The sequence below is a fragment of the Pseudomonas sp. KH_046_1 genome, assembly GCF_057839025.1.
In genome coordinates this window covers 4,240,132-4,264,673 of sequence record NZ_CM174481.1, presented here as the reverse complement: position 1 = coordinate 4,264,673, position 24,542 = coordinate 4,240,132, and the positions used below count along the sequence as shown (strand labels likewise).

The 24,542-nt window shown below is 60.3% G+C and carries 11 protein-coding genes; 6 read left to right on the top strand and 5 right to left on the bottom strand.

Annotation, left to right across the window (positions count from 1 at the left end):
• Window positions 1-4: 4 nt before the first annotated feature.
• From lon to AC3IT9_RS19535, 5 genes are all read left to right on the top strand, one after another.
• Entirely contained in the window at window positions 5-2,401 is a 2,397-nt protein-coding gene (lon, locus tag AC3IT9_RS19555) for an endopeptidase La (protein ID WP_008048849.1), read from the top strand.
• Between the two features lie 149 nt (window positions 2,402-2,550).
• A complete protein-coding gene (locus AC3IT9_RS19550; protein ID WP_002552737.1) occupies window positions 2,551-2,823 on the top strand; it encodes an HU family DNA-binding protein in 273 nt (90 codons plus the stop codon).
• 232 nt (window positions 2,824-3,055) lie between these two features.
• On the top strand, window positions 3,056-4,927 hold the full coding sequence (locus tag AC3IT9_RS19545; RefSeq protein WP_489270777.1) for a SurA N-terminal domain-containing protein: 1,872 nt from the start codon (window positions 3,056-3,058) through the stop codon (window positions 4,925-4,927).
• A 207-nt stretch (window positions 4,928-5,134) separates the two neighbouring features.
• Entirely contained in the window at window positions 5,135-5,974 is an 840-nt protein-coding gene (locus tag AC3IT9_RS19540; protein WP_489270776.1) for a DUF2242 domain-containing protein, read from the top strand.
• 55 nt (window positions 5,975-6,029) lie between these two features.
• The gene (locus tag AC3IT9_RS19535) at window positions 6,030-6,314 is read left to right on the top strand and encodes a hypothetical protein (RefSeq protein WP_489270774.1); all 285 of its coding nucleotides are present in this window, start codon (window positions 6,030-6,032) and stop codon (window positions 6,312-6,314) included.
• Between the two features lie 3 nt (window positions 6,315-6,317).
• Here AC3IT9_RS19535 and AC3IT9_RS19530 read toward each other — a convergent pair whose 3' ends face one another.
• From AC3IT9_RS19530 to AC3IT9_RS19510, 5 genes are all read right to left on the bottom strand, one after another.
• Entirely contained in the window at window positions 6,318-7,358 is a 1,041-nt protein-coding gene (locus AC3IT9_RS19530; RefSeq protein ID WP_489270773.1) for an AraC family transcriptional regulator, read from the bottom strand.
• A gap of 3 nt (window positions 7,359-7,361) precedes the next feature.
• Complete coding sequence (locus AC3IT9_RS19525; RefSeq protein WP_489270771.1) at window positions 7,362-8,492, bottom strand: carbon-nitrogen hydrolase family protein; 1,131 nt, start codon at window positions 8,490-8,492, stop codon at window positions 7,362-7,364.
• Between the two features lie 248 nt (window positions 8,493-8,740).
• Window positions 8,741-10,069 carry a TolC family outer membrane protein gene (locus AC3IT9_RS19520; RefSeq protein WP_150753032.1) on the bottom strand — a complete coding sequence of 443 codons (1,329 nt, stop codon included), beginning with the start codon at window positions 10,067-10,069 and terminating at the stop codon, window positions 8,741-8,743.
• Window position 10,070: 1 nt separating this feature from the next.
• Window positions 10,071-11,411 carry an HlyD family type I secretion periplasmic adaptor subunit gene (locus tag AC3IT9_RS19515; RefSeq protein WP_489270770.1) on the bottom strand — a complete coding sequence of 447 codons (1,341 nt, stop codon included), beginning with the start codon at window positions 11,409-11,411 and terminating at the stop codon, window positions 10,071-10,073.
• A 6-nt stretch (window positions 11,412-11,417) separates the two neighbouring features.
• A complete protein-coding gene (locus AC3IT9_RS19510; RefSeq protein ID WP_489270768.1) occupies window positions 11,418-13,154 on the bottom strand; it encodes a type I secretion system permease/ATPase in 1,737 nt (578 codons plus the stop codon).
• 673 nt (window positions 13,155-13,827) lie between these two features.
• Here AC3IT9_RS19510 and AC3IT9_RS19505 point away from each other — a divergent pair.
• Window positions 13,828-24,528: a peroxidase family protein gene (locus AC3IT9_RS19505; RefSeq protein ID WP_489270766.1), complete on the top strand. Its 10,701-nt coding sequence runs from the start codon at window positions 13,828-13,830 to the stop codon at window positions 24,526-24,528.
• The last annotated feature ends 14 nt before the right edge of the window (window positions 24,529-24,542 follow it).

Here is a 24,542-nt window from a genome sequence, read left to right as displayed (position 1 = left end):
AATCATGAAGACAACCATCGAATTGCCTCTCCTGCCATTGCGTGATGTCGTGGTTTATCCGCACATGGTTATCCCGCTGTTCGTGGGGCGCGAGAAATCCATCGAAGCCCTCGAAGCTGCGATGACGGGTGACAAGCAGATTCTTCTGCTGGCCCAGAGAAACCCGGCTGACGACGATCCCGGTGAAGAGGCCCTGTACCGCGTTGGTACGATTGCCACCGTTCTGCAGCTGCTGAAGCTGCCTGATGGAACGGTCAAGGTTCTGGTCGAAGGCGAGCAGCGGGGCGCCGTTGAGCGCTTCAGCGAAGTGGACGGCCACTGCCGTGCCGAAGTCTCCCTGATCGACGAAGTTGAAGCACCAGAGCGCGAGTCGGAAGTGTTCGTTCGCAGCCTGCTGTCCCAGTTCGAGCAATATGTGCAGTTGGGCAAGAAAGTCCCGGCTGAAGTCCTGTCGTCGCTCAACAGCATCGATGAGCCAGGCCGCCTGGTGGACACCATGGCCGCGCACATGGCGCTGAAAATCGAACAGAAGCAGGAAATCCTCGAAATCATCGATTTGTCGGCCCGGGTCGAGCACGTCCTGGCGTTGCTGGATGCCGAGATCGATCTGCTGCAAGTCGAAAAACGCATTCGCGGCCGCGTCAAAAAACAAATGGAACGCAGTCAGCGCGAGTACTACCTGAATGAGCAGATGAAGGCCATTCAGAAAGAGCTCGGCGACAGCGACGAAGGTCACAACGAAGTCGAGGAGCTGAAAAAGCGTATTGATGCCGCCGGTCTGCCGAAAGACGCGCTGGCCAAGGCGACGGCCGAGCTGAACAAGCTCAAGCAGATGTCGCCGATGTCCGCGGAAGCGACCGTGGTGCGTTCGTACATCGACTGGCTGGTTCAGGTGCCGTGGAAGGCCCAGAGCAAGGTGCGCCTGGACCTGGCGCGTGCAGAAGACATTCTGGATGCCGATCACTATGGCCTCGAAGAGGTCAAGGAACGCATCCTCGAATACCTCGCCGTGCAAAAGCGCGTGAAAAAAATTCGTGGTCCGGTGTTGTGCCTGGTCGGTCCTCCAGGGGTGGGTAAAACGTCCCTGGCGGAGTCGATTGCTCACGCCACCAACCGCAAATTCGTGCGCATGGCCCTCGGCGGTGTGCGTGATGAGGCGGAAATTCGTGGTCATCGCCGTACTTACATCGGTTCGATGCCAGGAAGATTGATTCAAAAAATGACAAAAGTGGGGGTTCGCAACCCGCTGTTCCTGCTCGATGAAATCGACAAAATGGGCAGCGACATGCGGGGCGATCCGGCATCGGCGTTGCTGGAAGTGCTCGATCCCGAGCAGAACCACAACTTTAACGATCACTATCTGGAAGTCGATTACGACCTGTCCGATGTGATGTTCCTTTGCACCTCTAACTCGATGAACATCCCGCCGGCGTTGCTGGACCGGATGGAAGTGATCCGTCTGCCGGGCTACACCGAAGACGAGAAGATCAACATCGCCGTCAAATACCTTTCGCCGAAGCAGATCACGGCCAACGGCCTGAAGAAAGGCGAGCTGGAGTTTGACGCAGAAGCGATCCGCGACATCATCCGCTATTACACCCGTGAAGCCGGTGTGCGCGGGCTGGAGCGCCAGATTGCCAAGGTCTGCCGCAAGGCCGTCAAGGAGCATGCGCTGGAAAAACGCTTCTCGGTGAAGGTTACCGCAGACATGCTGGAACACTTCCTGGGCGTGCGCAAATTCCGCTACGGCCTGGCCGAGCAGCAGGATCAGATTGGCCAGGTGACCGGGCTGGCGTGGACCCAAGTGGGCGGCGAATTGCTGACCATCGAAGCCGCTGTCGTGCCGGGTAAAGGCCAGTTGATCAAGACCGGTTCCCTGGGTGACGTGATGGTCGAATCGATCACCGCGGCCCTGACCGTTGTCCGCAGTCGGGCGAAGAGCCTGGGGATCCCCCTGGACTTCCATGAGAAGCGTGACACGCACATCCATATGCCGGAAGGGGCGACTCCAAAGGACGGTCCTAGCGCCGGCGTGGGCATGTGCACGGCCTTGGTATCGGCATTGACCGGCATTCCGGTTCGCGCGGATGTCGCCATGACCGGCGAAATTACTTTGCGTGGCCAGGTACTGGCCATTGGCGGCTTGAAAGAAAAACTGCTGGCTGCCCATCGTGGCGGAATCAAGACCGTGATCATTCCTGAAGAGAATGTGCGCGATCTCAAAGAGATTCCGGACAATATCAAGCAGGATCTACAGATTAAACCGGTTAAATGGATTGACGAGGTCCTGCAAATTGCGTTGCAATACGCGCCGGAGCCCTTGCCGGACGTGGCTCCGGAGATAGTCGCGAAGGATGAGAAACGCGACGCAGATTCTAAGGAAAGAATTAGCACGCATTAGTACGTATTTGCCTGGGGGGCTTTCTTGACAGCTTTTTAGAGCCCTTGTTATAAAGCGGCTCTTAAGTGTCTGTAGGCCATTCAGCACTCGTTTTTGCTTTCACCAAAAAAACTTAGAATCATACTCAAATAGATATAAGGGGACTTAGAGTGAACAAGTCGGAACTGATTGATGCTATCGCTGCATCCGCTGATATCCCGAAAGCTGCTGCTGGCCGTGCGCTGGACGCTGTAATCGAATCCGTCACTGGCGCTCTCAAGGCTGGCGACTCTGTTGTTCTGGTTGGTTTCGGTACTTTCTCCGTAACTGATCGTCCAGCTCGCATTGGTCGTAACCCACAGACCGGTAAGACGCTGGAAATCGCAGCAGCCAAAAAACCAGGTTTCAAAGCCGGTAAAGCACTGAAAGAAGCTGTCAACTAAGTTCGATTCAGGTTTTACCCATCCGGGTCGGGGTCATGCCTGACTTGGCAGCGGAGCGGCAGTCCTGACTGCAGGTCGCCGGTTCAAGACACCGAGGGTCGCCAGTTCGAGCCCTCGATCCGCTCCGCCAGTTACGAGAAGGCGCATCCTCGGATGCGCCTTTCTTCTATTCGGATTCTACCCACGCTCCACGGTTGCCTAATTTTGAAGTTCAACCGTTTCTGGGGGACGCATGCTGCAGAATATCAGGGACAATTCACAAGGCTGGATTGCCAAGACTATTATCGGGGTCATCGTTGCACTGATGGCTTTGACCGGTTTCGACGCCATTTTTCAGGCCACGACGACCAAGAATGAAGCGGCGAAGGTCAATGGCGAAGAAATCAGCCAGAACGAGCTGAGCCAGGCGGTCGATATGCAACGCCGTCAGCTCATGCAACAGCTCGGCAAGGATTTCGACGCTTCCTTGCTCGATGAAAAAATGCTGCGCGAGTCGGCTCTCAAGGGTCTGATCGATCGCAAACTGCTGCTGCAAGGCGCAGAAAGTTCGAAATTCGCTTTTTCCGAAGCGGCTCTGGATCAGGTCATCCTGCAAACGCCTGAATTTCAGGTGGATGGCAAGTTCAGCTCCGAGCGTTTCGACCAGGTGATTCGCCAACTCGGCTATAGCCGCATGCAATTCCGCCAGATGCTGGCTCAGGAAATGCTGATTGGTCAGCTGCGTGCCGGTGTGGCCGGTAGCGGTTTCGTGACCGATGCACAGGTACTGGCGTTTGCCCGTCTGGAAAAACAGACCCGCGATTTCGCCTCCCTGAACATCAAGGCCGACCCGGCAGCGGTGAAGCTGACCGACGATGAGGTCAAGGCCTACTACGACGAGCACGCCAAGGAATTCATGACGCCGGATCAGGTGGTCATCGATTACCTCGAACTGAAGAAGGCTTCCTTCTTCGATCAGGTCAGCGTCAATGACGAAGACCTGCAGGCGGCCTATCAGAAAGAAATCGCGAACCTGTCCGAGCAACGCCAGGCGGCGCACATTCTGATCGAAGTGAACGACAAGACCACCGAGGCGCAAGCCAAGGCGAAGATCGAAGAGATCCAGGCCCGTCTGGCCAAGGGCGAGAAATTCGAGGCTCTGGCCAAGGAGTTCTCCCAGGATCCGGGTTCGGCGAACAACGGCGGTGACCTGGGTTATGCCGGTCCTGGCGTCTACGACCCGGCGTTCGAGAAAGCCCTGTATTCGTTGGCCAAGGACCAGGTTTCCGCGCCGGTTCGCACCGATTTCGGCTTCCACCTGATCAAGCTGTTGGGCGTGGAAGCGCCTGAAGTACCGACATTCGCCAGCCTCAAAGACAAGCTGACCCGCGAATTGAAGACCCAGCAGGTCGAACAGCGTTTTGTCGAGGCGACCAAGCAACTGGAAGACGCCTCGTTCGAAGCCTCCGATCTGGCTCAGCCAGCGCAGGACCTGAAGCTGACCGTCCACACGTCCAAGCCGTTCGGCCGTGAAGGCGGTGAGGGTATTGCGGCCAACCGTGCCGTGATCACGGCTGCGTTCAGTCCGGAAGTCCTGGATGAGGGCGCAAACAGCACCGCCATCGAGCTCGATCCGGAAACCGTGGTCGTGTTGCGTGCCAAGGAGCACCTGAAGCCTTCGCAATTGCCGCTGGAAAGCGTCTCTGCCGCGATCCGTGTGCAGTTGGCCAAGGAACACGCCAGCGCCGATGCCAAGACCAAGGCTGACGCCCTGATTGCCAGCCTGCGCGACGGCAAGACCCCGCTGGATCAGGCGGTCGACGGCCAGGCCTGGAAAGTCACCGAAGCGGCGACCCGCGCTCAGGAAGGGGTTGACCCTGCTGTGCTGCAAGCGCTGTTCCGCATGGCGAAGCCGGCGGCCAAGGACAAGCCGACCTTCACCAGCGTGACGCTGACTGATGGCAGCCTGATGATCGTGCGCCTCAATGGCGTGAACGAAGCTGCGGCGCCGACCGAAGAAGAGAAAGCGCAGTATCGTCGCTACCTCGCTTCGCGCATCGGCCAGCAAGACTTCGCGGCCTACCGCAAGCAGCTGGAAAGCCAGGCGGAGATCAAGCGTTACTGATGCCTGACCAGGTTTAGCGCTGCACAGAAGACCCCGGCCGGAAGGCCGGGGTCTTTTTTTTTGTTTTGCCGTACGTCATTTGCCGCGGTGACGTTTGCACAAAACCGGGGTCAATCAGCCTGTAACCGTTTTAAGACATGATCGATGCTCCGCTAAGCATCGATCTGTTGCACAATATGCCCCGAACCGTTTTCCTCAGGATGTTCAATGTTTAAATCACTTCCCATGCGGGTTGTCGGGTTGGCAGCCGTGCTTGCCGCTGCGGCCGGTTGTTCATCGAACAAGACCGCCATCTATGAGCATGAGAATTTCGACGACTCCGGTACCTTTTCCCGCAACTATCCGGTCACCGATACCCAGAGTTGTGAAGCCGCCCGTCGCGCCTTGCTCAGCCAGGGATACATCATCACCAGCAACGATCCGAAGCTGGTCAGCGGTCACAAGAGCTTTCAGCAGACCGGCGAGAATCACATGGAGATCAGCTTCAGTGTGGTGTGTACCGATGACGGCAGCGAAGGGCATCACGCGACCGTATTCGCCAATGCCCTGCAGGATCGTTATGCGCTGAAGAAGACCAACAACTCCGCCAGTCTCGGTGTGGGTGTGTTGGGCTCGGTGTCGATGCCGATCGGCTCCTCCGATGACTCGATGGTCAAGGTCGCCAGCGAAACCGTATCGTCTGCCAAGTTCTACGAGCGTTTTTTCGCACTGGTCGAGCTGTTCCTGCCGCCGGAAGCGAAAAAGGCTGCGCACATCCCCGAAAAGCCGAAAACGGACCTGGGCATGCCTGAAGCCAAGGCGGCACCGGCACCGCTGGCACCTGCCCCGGCAGCAGCTCCCGCGGTAGAGCCTGTGGCACCTGCACCCGTTGAAGCGGCTCCAGCGGCCTCCGAGCCGCTTGCCCCGCCTCCTGAAGCGGCGCCGATTACCCCGGTTCAGAACACAGAACCGGCACCTTCGGCAGAAACCATTACGCCTCCGACAAACCCGACGGACATACCACCGCCGAGCGAGCCGATTCAGGCGATTCCTGTCTCTGGCCAGTGATCGATCGCGTTACGGGATCGGCCAACGAGTAACGATCCCGTAGCGGGTGCAAAGATTGACCCTCATCAACAAGGTCCGCTGTTCTGCGGCCTTGCGCGAAAAAACCAATGATAAATTCCTGACCAGCTGCTACGTTTTATTCAGTAGCGACAGAGTGTCGTGTCCGCGTCATTTTTCCTTCACGCGGGCACTTTATGCTCAAGGGATTGGTCATTTATTCAGACGTTTTTCAATAAGGGTTGGGGATTCAAAAATGGACGATTATCAAGAAGAGCTGCTCGAGTACCAGGCATTCGAACTGGACCCACTGGAGCCGGCGGAAGACGCTACCGAGTTGTAGGCATCAGGCGGATTGGCGATGGCTGCGGCGAAATTCGCCGGGTGTCTGCCCGTTCCAGCGTTTGAAAGCGCGTTGAAACGCTTCGGCTGAGGCAAAGCCCAGCAGGTAGGCAATCTCTCCGAACGCCAATTCGGTGTCGCGTATGTAAGTCATGGCCAGGTCGCGGCGGGTGTCGTTGAGAATCGCACGAAATTGTGTGCCTTCATCGGCGAGCTTGCGGCGCAAGGTCCAGGTGGGCAGCTTCAGGCGTGCCGCCACCTCTTGCAGGTCGGGCTCCCGGCCACCATTGAGCAAGGGTCCCAGCAGCGCGATGATGCGTTCACGCAGGCTGCGGGTGCGTGTCAGTTGTTCCAGTTCCCGCTCACACAGTTGCAGCAAATGCCGCCAGGTACTCGGGCAATGCTCGGGGTTGCGCTGGGCGAGACTTGCCAGGCTCAAGCGCAGTTGATTGCGCTCTGTGCCAAACTGAATCGGACAGTCACCCAACACGTCATAGGCCGCGCGGTAACCGGGCTCCTCGAATTCGATCTCGATGCGTTCGGCGCGCAGCGGGGCAGGGCTGACACTGGATAATTGCTGCAACCAGCCGGCGATGATCGAATCCACCACAAAGCGGTTATAGGCGTTATAGGGGCTGATCGAATAGAAGCGCAGCCAGGCGCCCTGGGCGTCTTCGTGAAAGCTTGATTGACCCCGATAATTGGAGCCATACAAGGCTTCGAATCGAATCAGGCAGCGCGCGGCTTCTCGTACCGTCGGTGCCTGCGCCGCGGTGATGCCAGCGAGGCCTGCCTGGCTCAGGCGACTGAGCTGACCCATGCGCAAGCCAAGGGCCGGGTTGCCGGTCAGTTGAATGGCGCCGTGGCCCAGGCGCATGTAGCGCGGTATCGACAGCCGGGCACCGGCTTCGCTCAGGCGCGCGGCATCAAGGCCGTATTGATCGAGCAGTGGCTGTGGATCGACGCCATGACTGCGCACGGCATCGGCCAGGCTATGAACAAAGCCCACTGACAGATCGCCAAGGCGCATCGGCTGCGGTTTCATGGCTTACAACCAGAGGTTCAGCAAACGCGCACCCTGGGCGTTGCCGTCGGCAAAGTGCTGGCCGTTGCTGCTGAGAAAGCTATGCCCGGCGCTGGCCTGATCCCAGAACTGACCCCGCAGGAACACACTCATGCCAGCGACGGCTTGACTGGCCGGCATCCGGGTCGTGAGGGTCAGGCGCTGCCAGGCCTGGCCTTCACTGACTTCTCCAGGCTTCAAGTTGACCGATGCCGGCGCCAACGAACCCCTGTAGCCGAGCCACGGTTGATCCCAGGTGCCACGGCCGGCAACAAAGGCCGGTACCGCAACCAGTTGTACGCTTTGGTCGTTGAGCTTGAGGTAGTTTTCCGGGTACCAGCTGTCGTGGCCAATCAATACGCCCAACCTTCCTGCGGGGGTATCAACGACGTTGAGCGAGTGCTCGCCGTTCGCCTTGATCCCGTTCTGTTCAGCGAAGAACGGGTGTATCTGACGCTGGGGCTGGCCGATCGGCAAACCCTCGCTGTTGAACACCACGCTGCTGTTGTACAGCGCGCCGCGGCCGATTTTCAAAGTGCCGTCGATGATGCTTGGTTCGGGCAGCACGATAGAGCCCGCCACCAGCGTCACGTGGAATTCTTTGGCCAGCCCTCCGAACAATGCCTGGTAGTCCCTGGCCATCGCCTTGGCTTTCATGCGCAGGTGGGCATCGTCCAGGCGGTTGCCGCCCTCGGCGTTGATCAACGCCTTGGCGAACTTCAGGGGATTGCTCACCGCCAGCCAGTTCATGGCCTCCTTGAGGGTGCTGGCCTGATACAGCTCATCCTTCTCGCCGCTGACCATCAGCCAGGTACCGACGTGCTCCGGCAATACGACGACGGTCTTGCTGTTCAACAAGCCTTGGTCCCGGGCTGCCTGCAGATAGGCCGCGAGCTTGCGGTGCAAGCGCTCGGGGCTTTGATAATCGGTAGGAAACAGTTCGGGCTGGATGCCCAACAGATTGCCGCGGTCCGCAGGCGTACCCTGGTCGACAGCCAGGTTGATCCGCAGGTCCGAAAGGTAATGACCCACCGGCCGGTCCGCGGCCCACATCGCGTAGGTCGTGAGGGCGGCGAGCAACGCCATGGAAAATGTCAGGTACAAAAGTTTGCGCATGGGGAAACAGTTTACAGCCTGGAGCCGGGCGTGGCTTTTCATTAGGAACTGGATCGAGCATAAAGGGAATCAAGGGCTTAGTGGGCAAATTTCAGCGGTGACGGTTTTTTTCGCTGGTGGTTGCCGTTCTGCGCCGAGATGCAGCAATGAATGACTGGGTTAAACGAGAGATGAATTGACGGGGTGGGGATCATGGAAGGGGAGCACCGGTCAGCCGTCATTTGGCTAGACCGGCTGGCAAGTGAACGTTATTTGGTGACCAGCAGTTCCGGGCCGAGGTAGTCGTTGATCTGGTCGATATCATCGTCGCCCAGGCTGCCCACCGAGGAGGCCAGGCGCAGGCGCGACATCAAATAGCGCAACTTGGCATCGAACAGGTCGTGGCGCGCAACGAAGAGCAGTTCTTCGGCATTGAGAACGTCCGAGTTGGTGCTGGTGCCGCCCTCCTTGAAACCCTTGCGTGACGATGCCAGTGAGCGTTCGTTGGACGCTACGGCCTTCTCCAGCGCGCGAATGCGTTTGGCGCCGCTCAGTATGCCTTGAAACTCTCGGGTGGTTCCGGTGATGACTTCCTGTCGCGCGGCGTCGAGTTCGTCCGTGGCCTTATCGCTATTGGAACTGGCCTGGCGTGTCAGCGCGCTGACGCCGCCACCACTGAACAGCGGGACATTGACTTCCAGTCCGATCGAACTGTAGCGGTTGCGTTGATTCAGCTCGGAGAGTGATTGGCTCTCACCCGCGGTGTAGCCCGCAACGAAATCCAGGGTTGGCCAGTGGCCGGCCCTGGCGCGCTTCACTTCTTCTTCGGCGAGGTCGCGGCTATAGCGGCGCGCATGGAGCAGCGGGCTATCGGTCTGGGCTTTGACCAGCCAGTCCTGCAGATTGCTCGGCAGCAGCGGTGGTGTATCGAAGCTCGGACGCAAGGTGGTCAGCGACTCGGGGGTTTCACCGATGTATTCCTCGAGCTTGCGGCGCGCGTTGACCAGGTTGTCTTGCGCTTCTATCAGCTCGGCTTCGGCGAGGTCGCGGCGAGCGGCCGACTCGTCGATGTCGGTGACGGTGCCGGCCCCCAATTCCATGCGCCGTTTCGCCGAGGCGAGTTGTTCTTCGAAGGCGTTCAGCTTGGACTTGGCCAGGGTGATGGTTTCGCTGGCCAGGAGCACATCGAAATAGCTTTCGGCCAGGCGCACCGCGGCATCCTGGCTCTTGGCATCGAATACCGCGTTGCTGTAGTCGGCACGCTGCTGACCCTGGCGGTACTCGGCCATTTTCTGTTTGTTGAACAGTGGTTGGCGCAGGCGCACGTTTGCACCCTTGGAGTCGTAGTCGAGATCCCTTTCGATACCGCTCTGGCGTTGTGTGCCATTGACCTTGTTGTCGTAGGCCGAGGCGTTGATCTGCGGTAGCAGGCCGGCCGTGCCGATGGCGCGGTTTTCCCCGCCGGCCTCTTTCTCATGCACGGCGGCCTGGTAGATAGGGCCCTGGAACTGCAACAGATCCCAGGCTTGCTTGAGGTCCATGGCGTCGGCCGGCAAGGCCAACCCCATCAGGCAGAAGAGCAGGCAATGACGGTCCATTTCATTGTTCCTTGAATGAGCTGTCCACACGTTCGAGCATTGGTTTAAGAAGATAGCTCAACATATTGCGTTCGCCTGTCTTGATGGTGACGCTGGCGGGCATTCCAGGGCGAATATGATTGGTTCCAAGCAGGCTCATGCCATCGGGGGTGACTTCCACCTGGGCCAGATAGAACGGCTCCTTGCTTTCCTCGTCGAGCAGGCGGTCGGCGGAGATGGTCATCACGCGGCCGGGGATGTTTGGCGTCTGGGCATGGTTGAAGGCCGGAAAGGAAATGTCCACAGGCAGGCCGGGGAACATCTTGTCGATGGCCTGCACGGGAATCATTGCGTCGACCTGCAACGGTTCGTTGACCGGAACGATTTCCATGATCTTGAAGCCGGGCTGAATGATCCCGCCGACGGTGGCGATGCTCAGGGCCTGGACCATGCCGTCGATCGGCGAGCGGATCACCGTGTGGGTTACTTCATAGTCCAGCGCGCGTAAGCGGTCGGCCAGGGTGGTGTTTTCCTTGGCAGTGTCGGTCAACTGCGATTCGACTTCCTTCAGGTAATCGTGCTGGCGCTGCAGGATGCGCAGCTTGATTTCGGTGGTCTGGCTGCGTACGCGAGCGATGTTGTTGAGGTTCTCGGCCTGGCCGGCAGAGAGGTCGGCATTGCTGCGTTCCAGCTCAAGCAGGCGGTTGCGCGGCACATAGCCTTCGGCCGCCAGCACACGGGTGCCTTGCAGTTCCTGGTTGAGGAAGCTGATCTGCGAGGCGCGGGCGCTATAGACCTGCTGCAGGCCCTTGAGCTGCACGGCCGACGCCGCCAGGTTCTCCTGCAGGATGCTGATTTCGCCAGCGAGACCGGCGCGCCGGGTGTCGAGCAGGCGCTGTTGCAGGTCCATGGCGGCTTCCAGGCGCTGGTCATCCTTGAAGCGCTTGAGCAGTTCAGGGTCGAATTTCACCACGTCGCGGTTGTCACGTTCCGCTTCCAGTCGGTTCTCCACCGTCTTGCTGACGATGTACTGAGCGCTGACCGCACCCTGTTCGGCAAGGGCACGCAACGAGTCGAGACGGACCACCTCCTGGCCTTTTGTCACCAGATCGCCTTCGCGAACGAGAATGGCGTCCACGGTACCGCCGCTCAGATGCTGCACGGCTTTGCGATTGCTGGTGACCTTGACCGTACCTGTCGCTACCACGCCGGCATCCAGCGGCGCCAACCAGGACCACAGGAGAAAGCCGCCGAAGCCGGCGATCACCAGCCAAATGCCTAACCGCGCGGGTTTACGGACATCCAGATCGATCAGGCTCTTGGGATCGGAGGGAATTATTTCGGTATGTTGGCTCATTTGCATGATCGGTCACTCCCGTGCTTTGACGGAGGCCAGCGGAGTTGACGCGCCTGCAGGGATCACACTGGCCTTGCGCAGCGCTGCGAATACTTCATCGCGCGTGCCGAGCATCTGCACGCCGCCGTCGCGCATCATCAGCACCTTATCGACGGCACAGAGAACGTTGGGACGGTGAGAAATCAGAATGACGGTGGCGCCGCGGTCCTTGAGTTCGGCCAGCGCATCCACCAGGGCTTTTTCGCCGACGTCGTCGAGGTTGGCGTTCGGCTCATCCAGTACGATCAGATTGGGGTCGCCATACAGCGCGCGGGCCAAAGCGATGCGTTGCTTCTGACCACCGGAAAGCGGGCTGCCATCGGTGCCCAGGCGGGTGTCATAACCCTGCGGAAAACGCAGGATCATCTCGTGCACTCCAGAGCTCTTGGCGGCGCGGATGACCGCTTCGCTGTCTACCTCGCCAAAGCGCGCAATGTTGTCGGCGATGGTGCCCTCGAACAGCTCCACATCCTGTGGCAGGTAGCCGAGCCAGGGGCCAAGTTCGCCCTTGTTCCAGTTGAATATGTCTGCGCCGTCCAGGCGCACCTTGCCTGCCTGCGCCGGCCAGACGCCGACCAGCAGGCGCGCGAGGGTGGATTTACCCGAGGCGGATGGACCGATAATGCCAAGGCTTTCACCGGGGACAAGACTGAAGCTCACTCCGCGCAGAATCGTGTTGTTGGTACCGGGGGCACCGGCATATACATTCTCCACGGCCAGCATGCCCAATGGCCGCTGCAGCGACATGCTCGGTGGCCTGCGGGGATAGTCTTGCAGCATCTCGTTGAGCCGCCCCCAGGCCGAACGGCAGCCGAGCAGTTGCTTCCACGACGCGATGACCTGCTCCACCGGGCCCAGAGCACGGCCGGTGAGGATCGAGCAGGCAATCATCATCCCCGGTGTGATCTTGCCTTCGATCGCCAGCAGTGCGCCGGCGCCGAGGATCAGAGACTGCAAAGTGATCCGCACGAAGCGCCCGGTGCTGCTGATAATGGCGGCGCGGTCGGAGGCCAGGGTCTGCATTTCCAGAATACGCAAATGGCTTTGGTACCAGCGCTTGCTGATCGACGGCAGCATGCCCATGGCCTCGATGACCTCGGCATTGCGCAAGTTGTTGTTGGCGTATTGGGCTGAGGAGAGGGCGGCCTGGTTGGCTTCGGCCAATGGCTTCTGCGTCGCCTTCTCGGTGAGCCAGGCCAGGACCACCAGAATCAGCGAGCCGATCAGCGTGATCAGTCCGAGTATTGGGTGAATCAGATAGGCGACCAGAAGGTAGATCGGCGTCCACGGTGCATCGAAGAAAGCGAACAGGGAGTTGCCGGTGACGAACTGACGAACCTGGGCGAGGTCCTGCAGGGCCTGGGCCGGGTTACCTCCGGCGCGGCTCAGGTTGCGCTCGAATGCTGCGGTGAAAATGCGTCGGTTGAGGTCCATGTCGAGGCAGTTGCCGACCCGGATCAGTACGCGGGTGCGGACCATTTCCAGCGTGGACATCAGCAGGAACAGACCCACCACCAGGACCGTCAACATCGCCAGCGTCGTGACGTTGCGACTGACCAGGGCTCGATCATAGACCTGCAGCATATAAATAGCTGGCGTCAACATCATGACGTTTATGACGCCGCTGAACCCTGCCAGCAAGTAAAAGCTGCGGCGCAGACGAAAGAGCGCGTCGGCCAGTTCGGAACGGATGCTCGACTGCCTGGACATGTTGGTCCTCCCACTTCGAAAAGCCGGTTGCCCTTTTTGCGCAACAGCTAACGATAAATGTAGTTCCTTAAACAGCTTATGGACACGCAGGCTGGTCGCTCTATGGATGGCGAGTCTTCCGAAATCGCTGCGTTACTCCCTTATGCAGCAGCGTAGGTGGCGACGATACAGTCCGAAATAACATTTCGCTCTATACCTGCACTCAACTTTCTATATGTCTTTTAAAAACAGCTAGTTGGGATGCCTGCCACCAGTCGTCTGTTTTAACGACGTAATATTGACAAAGATTTGCTATGGAACTTTAGTCTTAGTTATCGGGGGGGCCGCCCGCCTGAAGCCTGCCATCGTTTTGGCAACGCAAGGCGCGGTGATTTTCCCGGGAGGAGCAAAATCATGTCGATCATTTCGTTCTTTTGCAGAGGGAAGGGGCTGTCCAGGACGTTCGCCTTCACTTCCAGATTCCATGGCCCGCCCAGGGCTCGAATCCGCTCTGCCTGATCGCCCGGCGAGCAATTCATTTCGCGAATTCCAGGCGCGTATCCCGGGTCCCGGGTAACGCCAGAGCTCTCGCTAAAAAACACAACCAACAAACTGCGCAAGCCAGCACTTGAATTGGCGCGGGAGGATTCTCTCGTCCCGCGCCTTTACCCAGACAGATCGAGGGCAATCCAAAATGGCCAATTTCACCAAGTCGGACCTGGAGTTCATCCTCAAGCAAATCTTCATCGCTGAAGCGAATGCCGACGGTACCAGCCTCATTGATTTGCTTCCCAACACTCAGGTGCCGTTCGGCCTGCGTACCGTCGATGGCAGCTTCAACAACCTGGTCACCGGCCAGACTGATTTTGGCGCGGCAGACACTGACTTTCCGCGCCTGCTTGACCCTTCCTTTCTATCGGCGGAATACGCCGGAACAGGTACGGTGATCGACCCGCAACCACGGATTATCAGTAACCTGGTCGTCGACCAGACCGCCAGCAATCCGGCGGCCTATGCCTCAGCGTTCGACCCGGGCCTGGACGGTGTGCTCAACTTCGGCACGGTGGGTAATGACGACGTACTCAAGGATGGCGTACAGATAGTCACCAGCCCCGGGCTGGATGGCGTGTTCGGCACGGCCGATGACAAGGATGTGTTCTTCTTTCCCAACGTGTCGCCGGATGTCGGCCTGACCGCCAGCTTCAACTCGTGGATGACTTTCTTCGGCCAGTTCTTCGACCACGGTCTCGACCTGGTCACCAAGAGCACTACCGATGTCGTGTTCATTCCGCTGCAGGCGGACGATCCGTTGTTCGTCCCGGGCAGCCCGACCAACTTCATGGTGCTGTCACGCGCAGTGCATACCGCCGGCGCGGACGGAGTAGTCGGCACGGCCGATGATGGCCAGACCAATACCACCTCACCGTTCGTCGACCAGAGCCAGACCTACAGCTCTCACCCGTCGCATCAGGTGTTCCTGCGCGAGTACGTGCTCAACGCGGCAGGCGATCCTGTTGCAACGGGGCGCTTGATTACCAACCGCGACCTCGGTGCCGACGGCCTGTTCGGCACTGCCGATGATGGCGACGGTGAAAATGGCGGCATGGCGACCTGGGCAGTGGTCAAGGCCCAGGCCCGCGACATTCTCGGCATCAACCTGACTGACGCCGATGTACACAACGTGCCATTGCTGGCAACCGATGCGTACGGCAACTTCATCCGCGGGCCGAACGGCATGCCGCAGGTGGTGATTCGCATCAGTAACGGTGCCGACGGCATCGCCGGGACGGCTGATGACGTCACGCAACTGGTCGAAGGCAACCGGGCAGCTCCCATCAGTCTGGCCAGTGCCGTGAGCACCGGGCATGGTTTCCTCGACGACATCGCCCACAATGCCGCGCCGGTAGTCGTCGGCGGGGTTCTGCAGGCGGATGCCGACATCGCTGTCGGCAATGCGCAGATAACTGACGGGGTCGGCAACAACCTGACCTATGACAACGAACTGCTCGACGCCCACTACATTGCCGGCGATGGCCGGGCGAACGAGAACATTGGCCTGACCACCGTGCACCATGTGTTCCACTCCGAGCACAACCGCCTGGTCCAGCAAACCAAGGACACCCTCATTGCCGCCGGCGACCTGGCCTTCCTCAATGAGTGGCTGGTGGACGACGTGGCCGCGATACCGACTACACCCGCCGAGATTGCGGCGTTGGTGTGGGACGGCGAACGCCTGTTCCAGGCCGCCAAGTTCGGCACCGAAATGCAATACCAACACCTGGTGTTCGAAGAGTTCGGGCGGACCATTCAGCCGCAGATCGACGAATTTCTTGCACCCAGCGGGTATGACACTTCAATCAATCCGGCAATTCTCGCCGAGTTCGCCCACGTGGTGTACCGCTTCGGTCACTCGATGTTGACCGAAACTGTCGATCGCTTCGATCCCGCGTTCAATCCGCTGCTCACTGACCCGACCAACCCGGACTCGCAACTGGGTCTGATCGCGGCCTTCCTCAACCCTCTGGCGTTCGCCAACAGCGGGTTGACTGCGGACCAGGCGGCAGGGGCGATCATTCGCGGTGTGACCCGGCAGGTCGGCAACGAACTCGATGAGTTCGTCACCGAAGCGTTGCGCAACAACCTGCTCGGTCTGCCGCTCGATTTGCCGACCCTGAACCTGGCACGTGGTCGCGACACGGGCATCCCCACCTTGAATGAAGCGCGTCGCGAGTTCTACGCATCCACCGGCGACAGCCAACTCAAGCCGTACATCAGCTGGGCTGACCTGGCGGACAGCCTCAAGCATCCTGAGTCGCTGGTCAACTTCATCGCGGCCTATGGCACGCATAGCACGATCACGGCGGCGCTCACGCTGGCAGACAAACGCGCTGCAGCCCTGGCGCTGGTATTGGGTGGCGTGGGTTCGCCGGCTGACCGCCTGGACTTCCTCAACAGTACCGGTGCCTATGCCAACGTAACGCTGGCCGGCGCGGATGGGGTGCTGGGTACTGCAGATGACCTGACCGGTGTGACGGTCACGGGCGTCGACGACATCGACTTCTGGGTCGGTGGCCTCGCCGAACAGAAGATGCCGTTCGGCGGCATGCTCGGCTCGACCTTCAACTTCGTGTTTGAAACCCAGATGGAGGCGTTGCAGAACGGCGACCGCTTCTACTACCTGGCGCGTACCGCGGGCCTGGACTTCGGCACCGAGTTGGAAAACAACTCCTTTGCCAAGCTGATCATGCTCAACACCGATGTTACCCACCTGTCGAACACTGTGTTCCTGACGCCGACGTTCACCCTCGAGGTGGATCAGACCGCTCAGTTCACCGGTCTTGGCGTGGACGGCCGCGCCGATCCGACGGGCGGCATCATGATCAACGGCGTCGAAGTCGTGTCGCTGGTGATTCGCGACAACCCCGACACCGTGGGGCCGGACACCAATTATCTGAAGTACACCGGTGAAGACCATATCGTCATGGGCGGCACCGCCGGCAATGACATCATCATTTCCGGTGAAGGCGATGACACCCTTTACGGCGACGGCGGCAACGACCTCCTCGAAGGCGGTGCCGGTAACGATGCGGTACTGGGCGGCGCGGGCGATGACATCATCAGCGACTCGTTCGGTGACAACCGCCTGGAGGGCAATGACGGTAACGATGTGATCGTGGCCGGCAGCATGCTGGTTGGTGGCAACCTGATCCTGGGTGGCGACGGCCAGGACTTCATCATCACCACGGAAGACATCTCCCTGACCTTCGGCGGCCGGGGTGACGACTTCATACTCGGTGCCAAGACCAACCTGCCACCTACCGGTGGCGAAGGTGACGACTGGATCGAGAAGGGCACCCAGGACGGTGCGCCTGGCGATAACTTCTCGCCGCTGCTCAATGACGATGTGATCGGTAACGACATCTTTATTGGTGGTGGCGGTTTCGACGAAATGATCGGCGAGGGTGGCGATGACATCTTTATCGGCAGCGATGCCCAGGACAAGATGGAAGGCATGTCCGGTTTCGACTGGATCAGCTACAAGAATGACCGGATCGGCGTGACCGCCGACCTGAGCATGGCCGCGCTGGCGCAGCCCCACGGCAATACACCAAACCAGAATGCCGGCATATTCAATCCGGTCGGTGCCTCGCCAGCCTCGATTCTCGACCGTTTTGCCGAGGTCGAAGGCTTGTCCGGTTCGAGTTTCGGCGATGTGCTCAGAGGCGATGATGTCAATGCGGACACTATCATCAACCACGGTGGTACCACGGGTAGTGCGCTGACCAATGTCGCATTGATCCGCGGACTGGACCAGTTCCTGGCCGATGCCGGTCTGCCGGTCACCGGCTTTGCCACTGGCAACATCATCCTCGGCGGTGATGGCAGCGACCTGATCGAGGGCCGCGGTGGCGATGACCTGATTGATGGCGACAAATGGATCAATGTCAGAATTGCCGTTTATGACCCGGCTGACGTCAACCATGTCGGCCCCGAGATCGCCACGTTCGACAGCATGGTCGATATGATCCCGTTCATTCTGGACCGCACCATCAACCCTGGTCAGCTCCAGGCCGTGCGGGAAATCATGCCCGGCACCTCGACTGGCGGGGCCGCCTTCGACACTGCCATTTTCTCCGGGCTTGAGGCCGAGTATGCGGTGACTGTCGACGACCGTGGCACGGACGATGTGACGGACGATGTCTGGACGGTGGCCGATAGCGTAGTGGGTCGCGACGGCACCGATACCCTGCTGAATATCGAACGCCTGCAGTTCGCCGATAACCAGCAAGTGCTGGTGGCGGGGCTCAATGCTCAACCGGATGGCAGTCCGACTGTCGCGGATGGCAACGGCGGCGCCATCACGGTGGGCGATATACTGACTGTCAGCGTGGCCGGGGTGACCGATGACGACAACGTCGCGGCGGGTAATCCGCAGGGGTTGATCACCAACTCCTCGGTGTCCTACATCTGGCAGTTCGAGGCCGATCCAGGCACTGGTGTATTCGAGGACATCATCCTGTTGCCGGCTGGCGACCTGGCGTTCCAAAGCGCCGATGGTACCGCGTTCAAGGTCTCTCCTGATCTCGCCGGGTTGTCGTTGCGGGTCAAGGCGATCTATCAGGACGGTCACGGCACCACGGAGATCCTGTTCTCCACGCCGACGGCTGCCATCGTTGCCGGTGCACCGGTTACGCCAACGGCGCAGGTACCTGTAGTCGATGCCACCGCGGGTGGCGCGGGCCTGCACATGGTCCGCTCCGACCTCAACTTCATTCTTGACCAGATCAAGATTGCCGAGGCTGATGCGGCCGGTCAGGACATCCTCTCGCTGATCCCGAATATCCGCGCGCCGCTGGGCCTGCGTACGGTCGACGGGTCGAACAACAACCTGATGAACCTCAACGGCATTAACAACACCGAGTTCGGTGCCGCCGATAACCTCTTTCCGCGCGTGACCGATCCGGTCTTCAATCCGGCGGAAGGGGGAACGTCGTATGCGCAGAACAACGGCATTGTGACTGACTCGCAGCCGCGCACCATCAGTAACCTGATCGTCGACCAGACGGCGAACAACCCGGCGGCCTATGCCACGGCTTTCGACCCGGGCCTGGACGGTGTGCTCAACTTCGGCCTGGTGGGTAATGACGACGTGCTCAAGGATGGCGTACAGATTGTTGCCAGCCCCGGGCTGGATGGACAGTTCGGTACGGCCGACGACCGCGATGTGTTCCTGATCGAGAACACCGCGCCGGACGCGGGATTGTCCGCGCCGTTCAACGCCTGGATGACCTTCTTCGGGCAGTTCTTCGATCATGGCCTGGACCTGGTGACCAAAGGTGGTTCGGGTACCGTCTTCATTCCGCTTCAGCCGGATGATCCGCTGTTTGTTCCAGGTAGCCCGACGAACTTCATGGTCCTGACCCGCGCGACCAACCAGCCAGGGGCGGATGGCGTTCTTGGCACGGCGGACGACATCCATGAGCACACCAACACCACCTCGCCGTTCGTGGACCAGAACCAGACCTATAGCTCGCATCCGTCGCACCAGGTATTCCTGCGCGGGTATGAACTTACCGCCAGCGGCCCCGTAGCGACAGGCCGGTTGATCACTAACCGAGACCTGGGGGCGGATGGCACGTTTGGTACTGCCGACGACGTCGAAATCGGTGGCATGGCGACCTGGAAAGTGGTCAAGGCACAGGCGCGCGACGTGCTCGGTATCAATCTTACCGACGCCGATATCGACAGCGGCCCGCTGCTGGCGACTGACGCCTATGGCAACTTCATCAAAGGACCGAACGGCTTCCCGCAGGTTGTCATTCGGGTCAACAACGGGGCGGACGGCATTGCCGGCAACGCCGATGACGTCACTACGCTTGTCGAAGGCGATCCGGCCAATCCGGTAAGCCTCGTGAACGCAGTGCGCACCAGCCATGCCTTCCTCAACGACATCGCCCACAACGCCGTGCCGGTCGTTACCGGCGGGGTTCTGCAGGCGGATGCCGACACCCTTGTCGGCAATGCGCAGCCCGTTGGCCCGGGCGGCAATAACCTGACCTATGACAACGAACTGCTCGACGCTCACTACATCGCCGGCGACGGCCGGGTCAACGAGAACATCGGCCTGACCGCGGTGCATGCGATCTTCCACTCCGAACACAACCGCCTGGTCCAGCAGACCAAGGACACCGTGCTCGATTCGGGCGACGTAGCCTTCCTCAACGAGTGGCTGCTGACTCCGGTGAGTGCGTTGCCAACCACCCAGGCTGAGTTCGATGCGCTGCAGTGGAATGGCGAGCGTCTGTTCCAGGCGGCCAAGTTCGGCACCGAGATGCAGTATCAGCACCTGGTGTTCGAGGAGTTTGCGCGGACCATCCAGCCCAACATCGATCTGTTCTTCGCACCGACCCAGGTCTATGACGTCGACCTCGATGCCTCGATCGTCGCCGAGTTCGCCCACACCGTGTACCGGTTTGGCCACTCGATGCTGACCGAGACCGTCGATCGCTTCGATATCGACTTCAACGTGGTGAGCGATCCGAACAGTGCTGATCCTACTCAGCAGCTGGGCCTGATCGCGGCGTTCCTCAACCCGTTGGCGTACGCCGCCAGTGGCGTATCGCCCGAGGATGCGACCAGTGCGATCATACGTGGGGTGACCCGGCAAGCCGGTAACGAAATCGACGAGTTCGTCACCGAGGCGCTGCGCAATAACCTGCTCGGCCTGCCGCTCGACCTGCCGGCGATCAACATCGCCCGTGGCCGCGACGTGGGGATTCCCTCACTCAATGCGATCCGCCGCGACATCTACAGCCAAACCGGTGATACCCAACTCAAGCCGTACACCAGCTGGGTCGATCTGGTGCAGTACCTCAAACATCCGGAGTCGTTGATCAACTTCATCGCGGCCTATGGCACGCATGACACGATCACGGCGGCGACCACGCTGGAAGGCAAACGCGCTGCAGCCCTGGCGCTGGTCTTCGGTGGTGTGGGTGCGCCGGCTGACCGCCTGGACTTCCTCAACAGCACCGGTGCCTTTGCCAACGTAACGCTGCCTGGCACCGACGGCGTGCTGGGTACTGTCGACGACCTGAGGGGTGTGACGGTCACGGGCGTCGATGCCATCGACCTGTGGATCGGCGGCCTGGCCGAACAGAAAACTCCGTTCGGCGGCATGCTCGGCTCGACCTTCAACTTCGTGTTCGAGAACCAGCTGGAAAAACTGCAGGACGGCGATCGCTTCTACTACCTGGAACGTACCGCTGGCCTGACGATGAATGCCGAGCTTGAAAGCAACTCGTTCGCCAAGCTGATCATGGCCAACACCTCGGCCACTCACTTGCCGGGCCTGGTGTTCTCGGATCCGGGGTTCTATCTGGAAGTGGACCAGGGCAGGCAATTCAACGAAGGCTTGCTCACCGCCGACCCGCTCGGCCCGAACGGCGAGCAGGTGGTGTTCCGCGACAACCCGCTGACCGTGGGGCTGGACACCAACTACATCAAGTACACAGGTGCCGAGCACATCGTGCTGGGTGGCACAGACAACGCAGACATCCTCATCTCCAGTGAAGGCGATGACACGGTCTGGGGTGATGGTGGCAACGATCGCATCGATGGCGGTGACGGCAACGACCAGCTGCGCGGTGGTGCCGGCGACGACATCATCACCGACACTGGCGGCGACGATAACCTCCAGGGTGGCGACGGCAACGACGTGCTGCACGGTGGTAATGGCGTCAACCTGATCATTGGCGGGTTCGGCAACGACTTCATCATTACCGGTGAGGACGCTTCCGAGGCCATTGGTGGCCAGGGCAACGACTTCATCCTGGGCAGCAAAGCCAATGAACAGGACATGGGTAACGAAGGCGACGACTGGATCGAGAAGGGTACTTCGGACGGTGCACCTGGCGACAACTTCGACCCGCTCGGCAACGACACTGTGATCGGCCACGATGTCTACATCGGCGCCAGCGAGAACGATAAGTTCAACGGCGAAGGCGGCGACGACATCATGGTCGGCAGTCTCGGCTTCGGTGACCGCTATATCGGCGGCTCCGGCTATGACTGGGCGACCTTCAAGGGGCTGGCCCAAGGCGTGAGCATCGATTTCAGCGACCGCTTCTTCGATGTACCACCGATGCCGGGTTCAGGTGCCTCGGCGCTGGTACGCTTCGACATCATGGAAGGCCTGTCGGGTTCATCCCACGGTGACTTCCTGCGCGGTGACAGCACAGATGCGACATCGCTGCCCACCGCGGGTGCAACCGGCAGTGTGCTGACCAACATCAGCCTGATCAACGGTCTGTCTGATTTGCTGGCAGCCGGAGCTACGTTCTTCGACGGCGGCAACATCATCCTCGGTGGCAGCGGCAGCGACCTCATCGAAGGTCGCGGCGGTGACGACATCATCGACGGTGACAAGTGGTTGAACGTACGCATCAGCGTACGGGCAAACGCTGATGGCACCGGCGCGGAAATCGCCACGTTCGACAGCATGGAGCCGTTGGTGCCGTTCATGCTCAACGGTACCTACAACCCGGGCCAGCTGGTCATCGTGCGGGAGATTCTGACCGGCACTGACAGCTTCGACACCGCGGTGTACTCCGGTAATGCGTCGGAGTACACAGTCGCTGTCGATGGCAACGCTGTCGTTGTGACCGACCTGGTGGCGGGCCGTGATGGCGTCGATCGCCTGACGGGCATCGAGCGCCTGCAGTTCGCTGACCTGGCGCAGTCGTCCGGTGTTGGCACCGTCTTGAACAGCGGTCCCGTGGGACGTCTGGCAATCCTCGATGCTGCCACCGGTGCGCGTAGCGATGCACCTGTCGCCGGCCAACTGTTGCGCGTCAGCTCTCAGTCGATACGCGACGCCAACAGCGCGAGTGCGGCCAATCCGACCGGCGCGATTTTCGGTCCGGTGTCTTACTACTGGCAGGTCGAAACCATTGCCGGTTCGGGCATCTATGATGACATCACCATTCTCGCCGCCGGCGAGGCATCGCGGGTGACGGGTGCCACCTACCAGGTGGCGGACGATGTCGCCGGCCTGAACATCCGCGTTCGGGCGGTGTATCAGGATGGCAGCAGTACGCTGGAGATCGTCGACTCGTCGGGGAACAACGCACCGACCGCTGGGCCGGGCATCCTCGGGTTTGCGTTTCTGAACCAGGTGTTGACCGCGGACCTGTCGACCATCGTCGACGTCGATGGCCTCAGCAATCCGCAGTTCACCTTCCAGTGGCAGGAGACCAACGGGGTCACCTTCGTCGACATCGCCGGAGCCACCGGCAGCACGCTCACGCTTGGCCAGGATCAGGTCGGTGATCAAGTGCGCGTGGTGGTCAGCTACGTGGATGACTTCGGTGTGGCCGAAAGCATTGCGTCCGACGCCACGGCCCCGGTGACCGTCGGTGTAGTGTTTGTCGGTACTCCCGGTGTCGACATTTTTGTCGGCACGCAAGGTGACGACGTGGCCAGCGGAGGTGATGGCAACGACATCCTGAACGGGCTGGGCGGCAACGACATCCTCAATGGTGACGCGGGCGATGACATTCTCATCGGGGGTTTGGGTGCCGATACCATGGCTGGAGGTCTCGGTGACGATACCTTTGAAGTCACCGACCTTGGGGACGTGGTGACAGAGCTCGCCGGTGCCGGCATCGATACGGTCTGGACCTCGCTCGCGAGCTACACCCTGGGTGCCAACGTCGACAATCTGTATTTCGGCGGCAGCGGCAACTTCGCGGGCCGCGGCAACGCGCTCGCCAACACGCTCGTGGGTGGTGCGGGTAGTGACGTCCTCATCGGTGGCGCAGGTGCCGACACGATGGTCGGCGGTGTCGGCAGCGATATCTACGAAGTCACCGACCTTGGGGACGTGGTGAGCGAGCTCGCCGGTGCCGGCAGCGACACGGTCTGGACCTCGCTCGCGAGCTACACCCTGGGTGCCAACGTCGAAAATCTGTATTTCGGCGGCACCGGCAACTTTGCGGGCAGCGGCAACGCGCTCGACAATACGATCGTGGGTGGTGCGGGTAACGACGTCCTCAGCGGCGGCGCAGGTAATGACCTCATCATGGGTCGCGCAGGTGCCGACACGATGGCCGGCGGTGTCGGCAGCGATACCTATGAAGTTACCGAACTCGGGGACGTGGTGACCGAGCTCGCCGGTGCCGGCAGCGACTCGGTCTGGACCTCGCTCGCGAGCTACACCCTGGGTGCTGACGTCGAAAATCTGTTTTTCGGCGGCAGCGGCAACTTTGTGGGCAGCGGCAACGAGCTCGCCAACAGGATCGTGGGGGGCGCCGGTAACGACGGCCTCAGCAGTGGCTCAGGTAACGACGTCATCATCGGTGGCGCAGGTGCCGACGCGATGGCCGGTGGCGGTGGCGACGATATCTATGAAGTCGCCGACCTTGGGGACGTGGTGATCGAGCTCACCGGTGCCGGCAGCGACTCGGTCTGGACCTCGCTTGCGAGCTACACCCTGGGTGCCGACGTCGAAAACCTGTTTTTCGGCGGCAGCGGCAACTTTGCGGGCAGCGGCAACGCGCTGGCCAACAGGATCGTGGGTGGTGCGGGTAACGACGTTCTCACCGGCGGTGGCGGTAACGACGTGATGAGTGGCGGCGTCGCCGGCAACGATACGTTCGTGTTTGCTGCCGCGGGTTTCGGCAACGATACGATCCTGAACTTCGAAGCCAATCCGGCCGGGCAGGACTTGCTCAATATCACGGCGCTGGGGATCAACAGCGCGACGTTCGCTGCCAACGTGACCATAACGGCTAACGGGGCGGACACGGTGGTAGGGATCGGGGCGGACACGATTCACCTTGTCGGCGTCAACAGCGCGGCCGTTGATCAGACGGACTTCATTCTGGCCACTTGAGGTCCTGGTCAGTA

Bases quoted from the DNA above. Each gene is read 5' to 3' on its own strand.
- lon (WP_008048849.1), top strand. From the start codon at position 5: ATGAAGACAACCATCGAATTGCCTCTCCTGCCATTGCGTGATGTCGTG.
- AC3IT9_RS19545 (WP_489270777.1), top strand. From the start codon at position 3,056: ATGCTGCAGAATATCAGGGACAATTCACAAGGCTGGATTGCCAAGACT.
- AC3IT9_RS19540 (WP_489270776.1), top strand. From the start codon at position 5,135: ATGTTTAAATCACTTCCCATGCGGGTTGTCGGGTTGGCAGCCGTGCTT.
- AC3IT9_RS19530 (WP_489270773.1), bottom strand. From the start codon at position 7,358: ATGAAACCGCAGCCGATGCGCCTTGGCGATCTGTCAGTGGGCTTTGTT.
- AC3IT9_RS19525 (WP_489270771.1), bottom strand. From the start codon at position 8,492: ATGCGCAAACTTTTGTACCTGACATTTTCCATGGCGTTGCTCGCCGCC.
- AC3IT9_RS19520 (WP_150753032.1), bottom strand. From the start codon at position 10,069: ATGGACCGTCATTGCCTGCTCTTCTGCCTGATGGGGTTGGCCTTGCCG.
- AC3IT9_RS19515 (WP_489270770.1), bottom strand. From the start codon at position 11,411: ATGCAAATGAGCCAACATACCGAAATAATTCCCTCCGATCCCAAGAGC.
- AC3IT9_RS19510 (WP_489270768.1), bottom strand. From the start codon at position 13,154: ATGTCCAGGCAGTCGAGCATCCGTTCCGAACTGGCCGACGCGCTCTTT.
- AC3IT9_RS19505 (WP_489270766.1), top strand. From the start codon at position 13,828: ATGGCCAATTTCACCAAGTCGGACCTGGAGTTCATCCTCAAGCAAATC.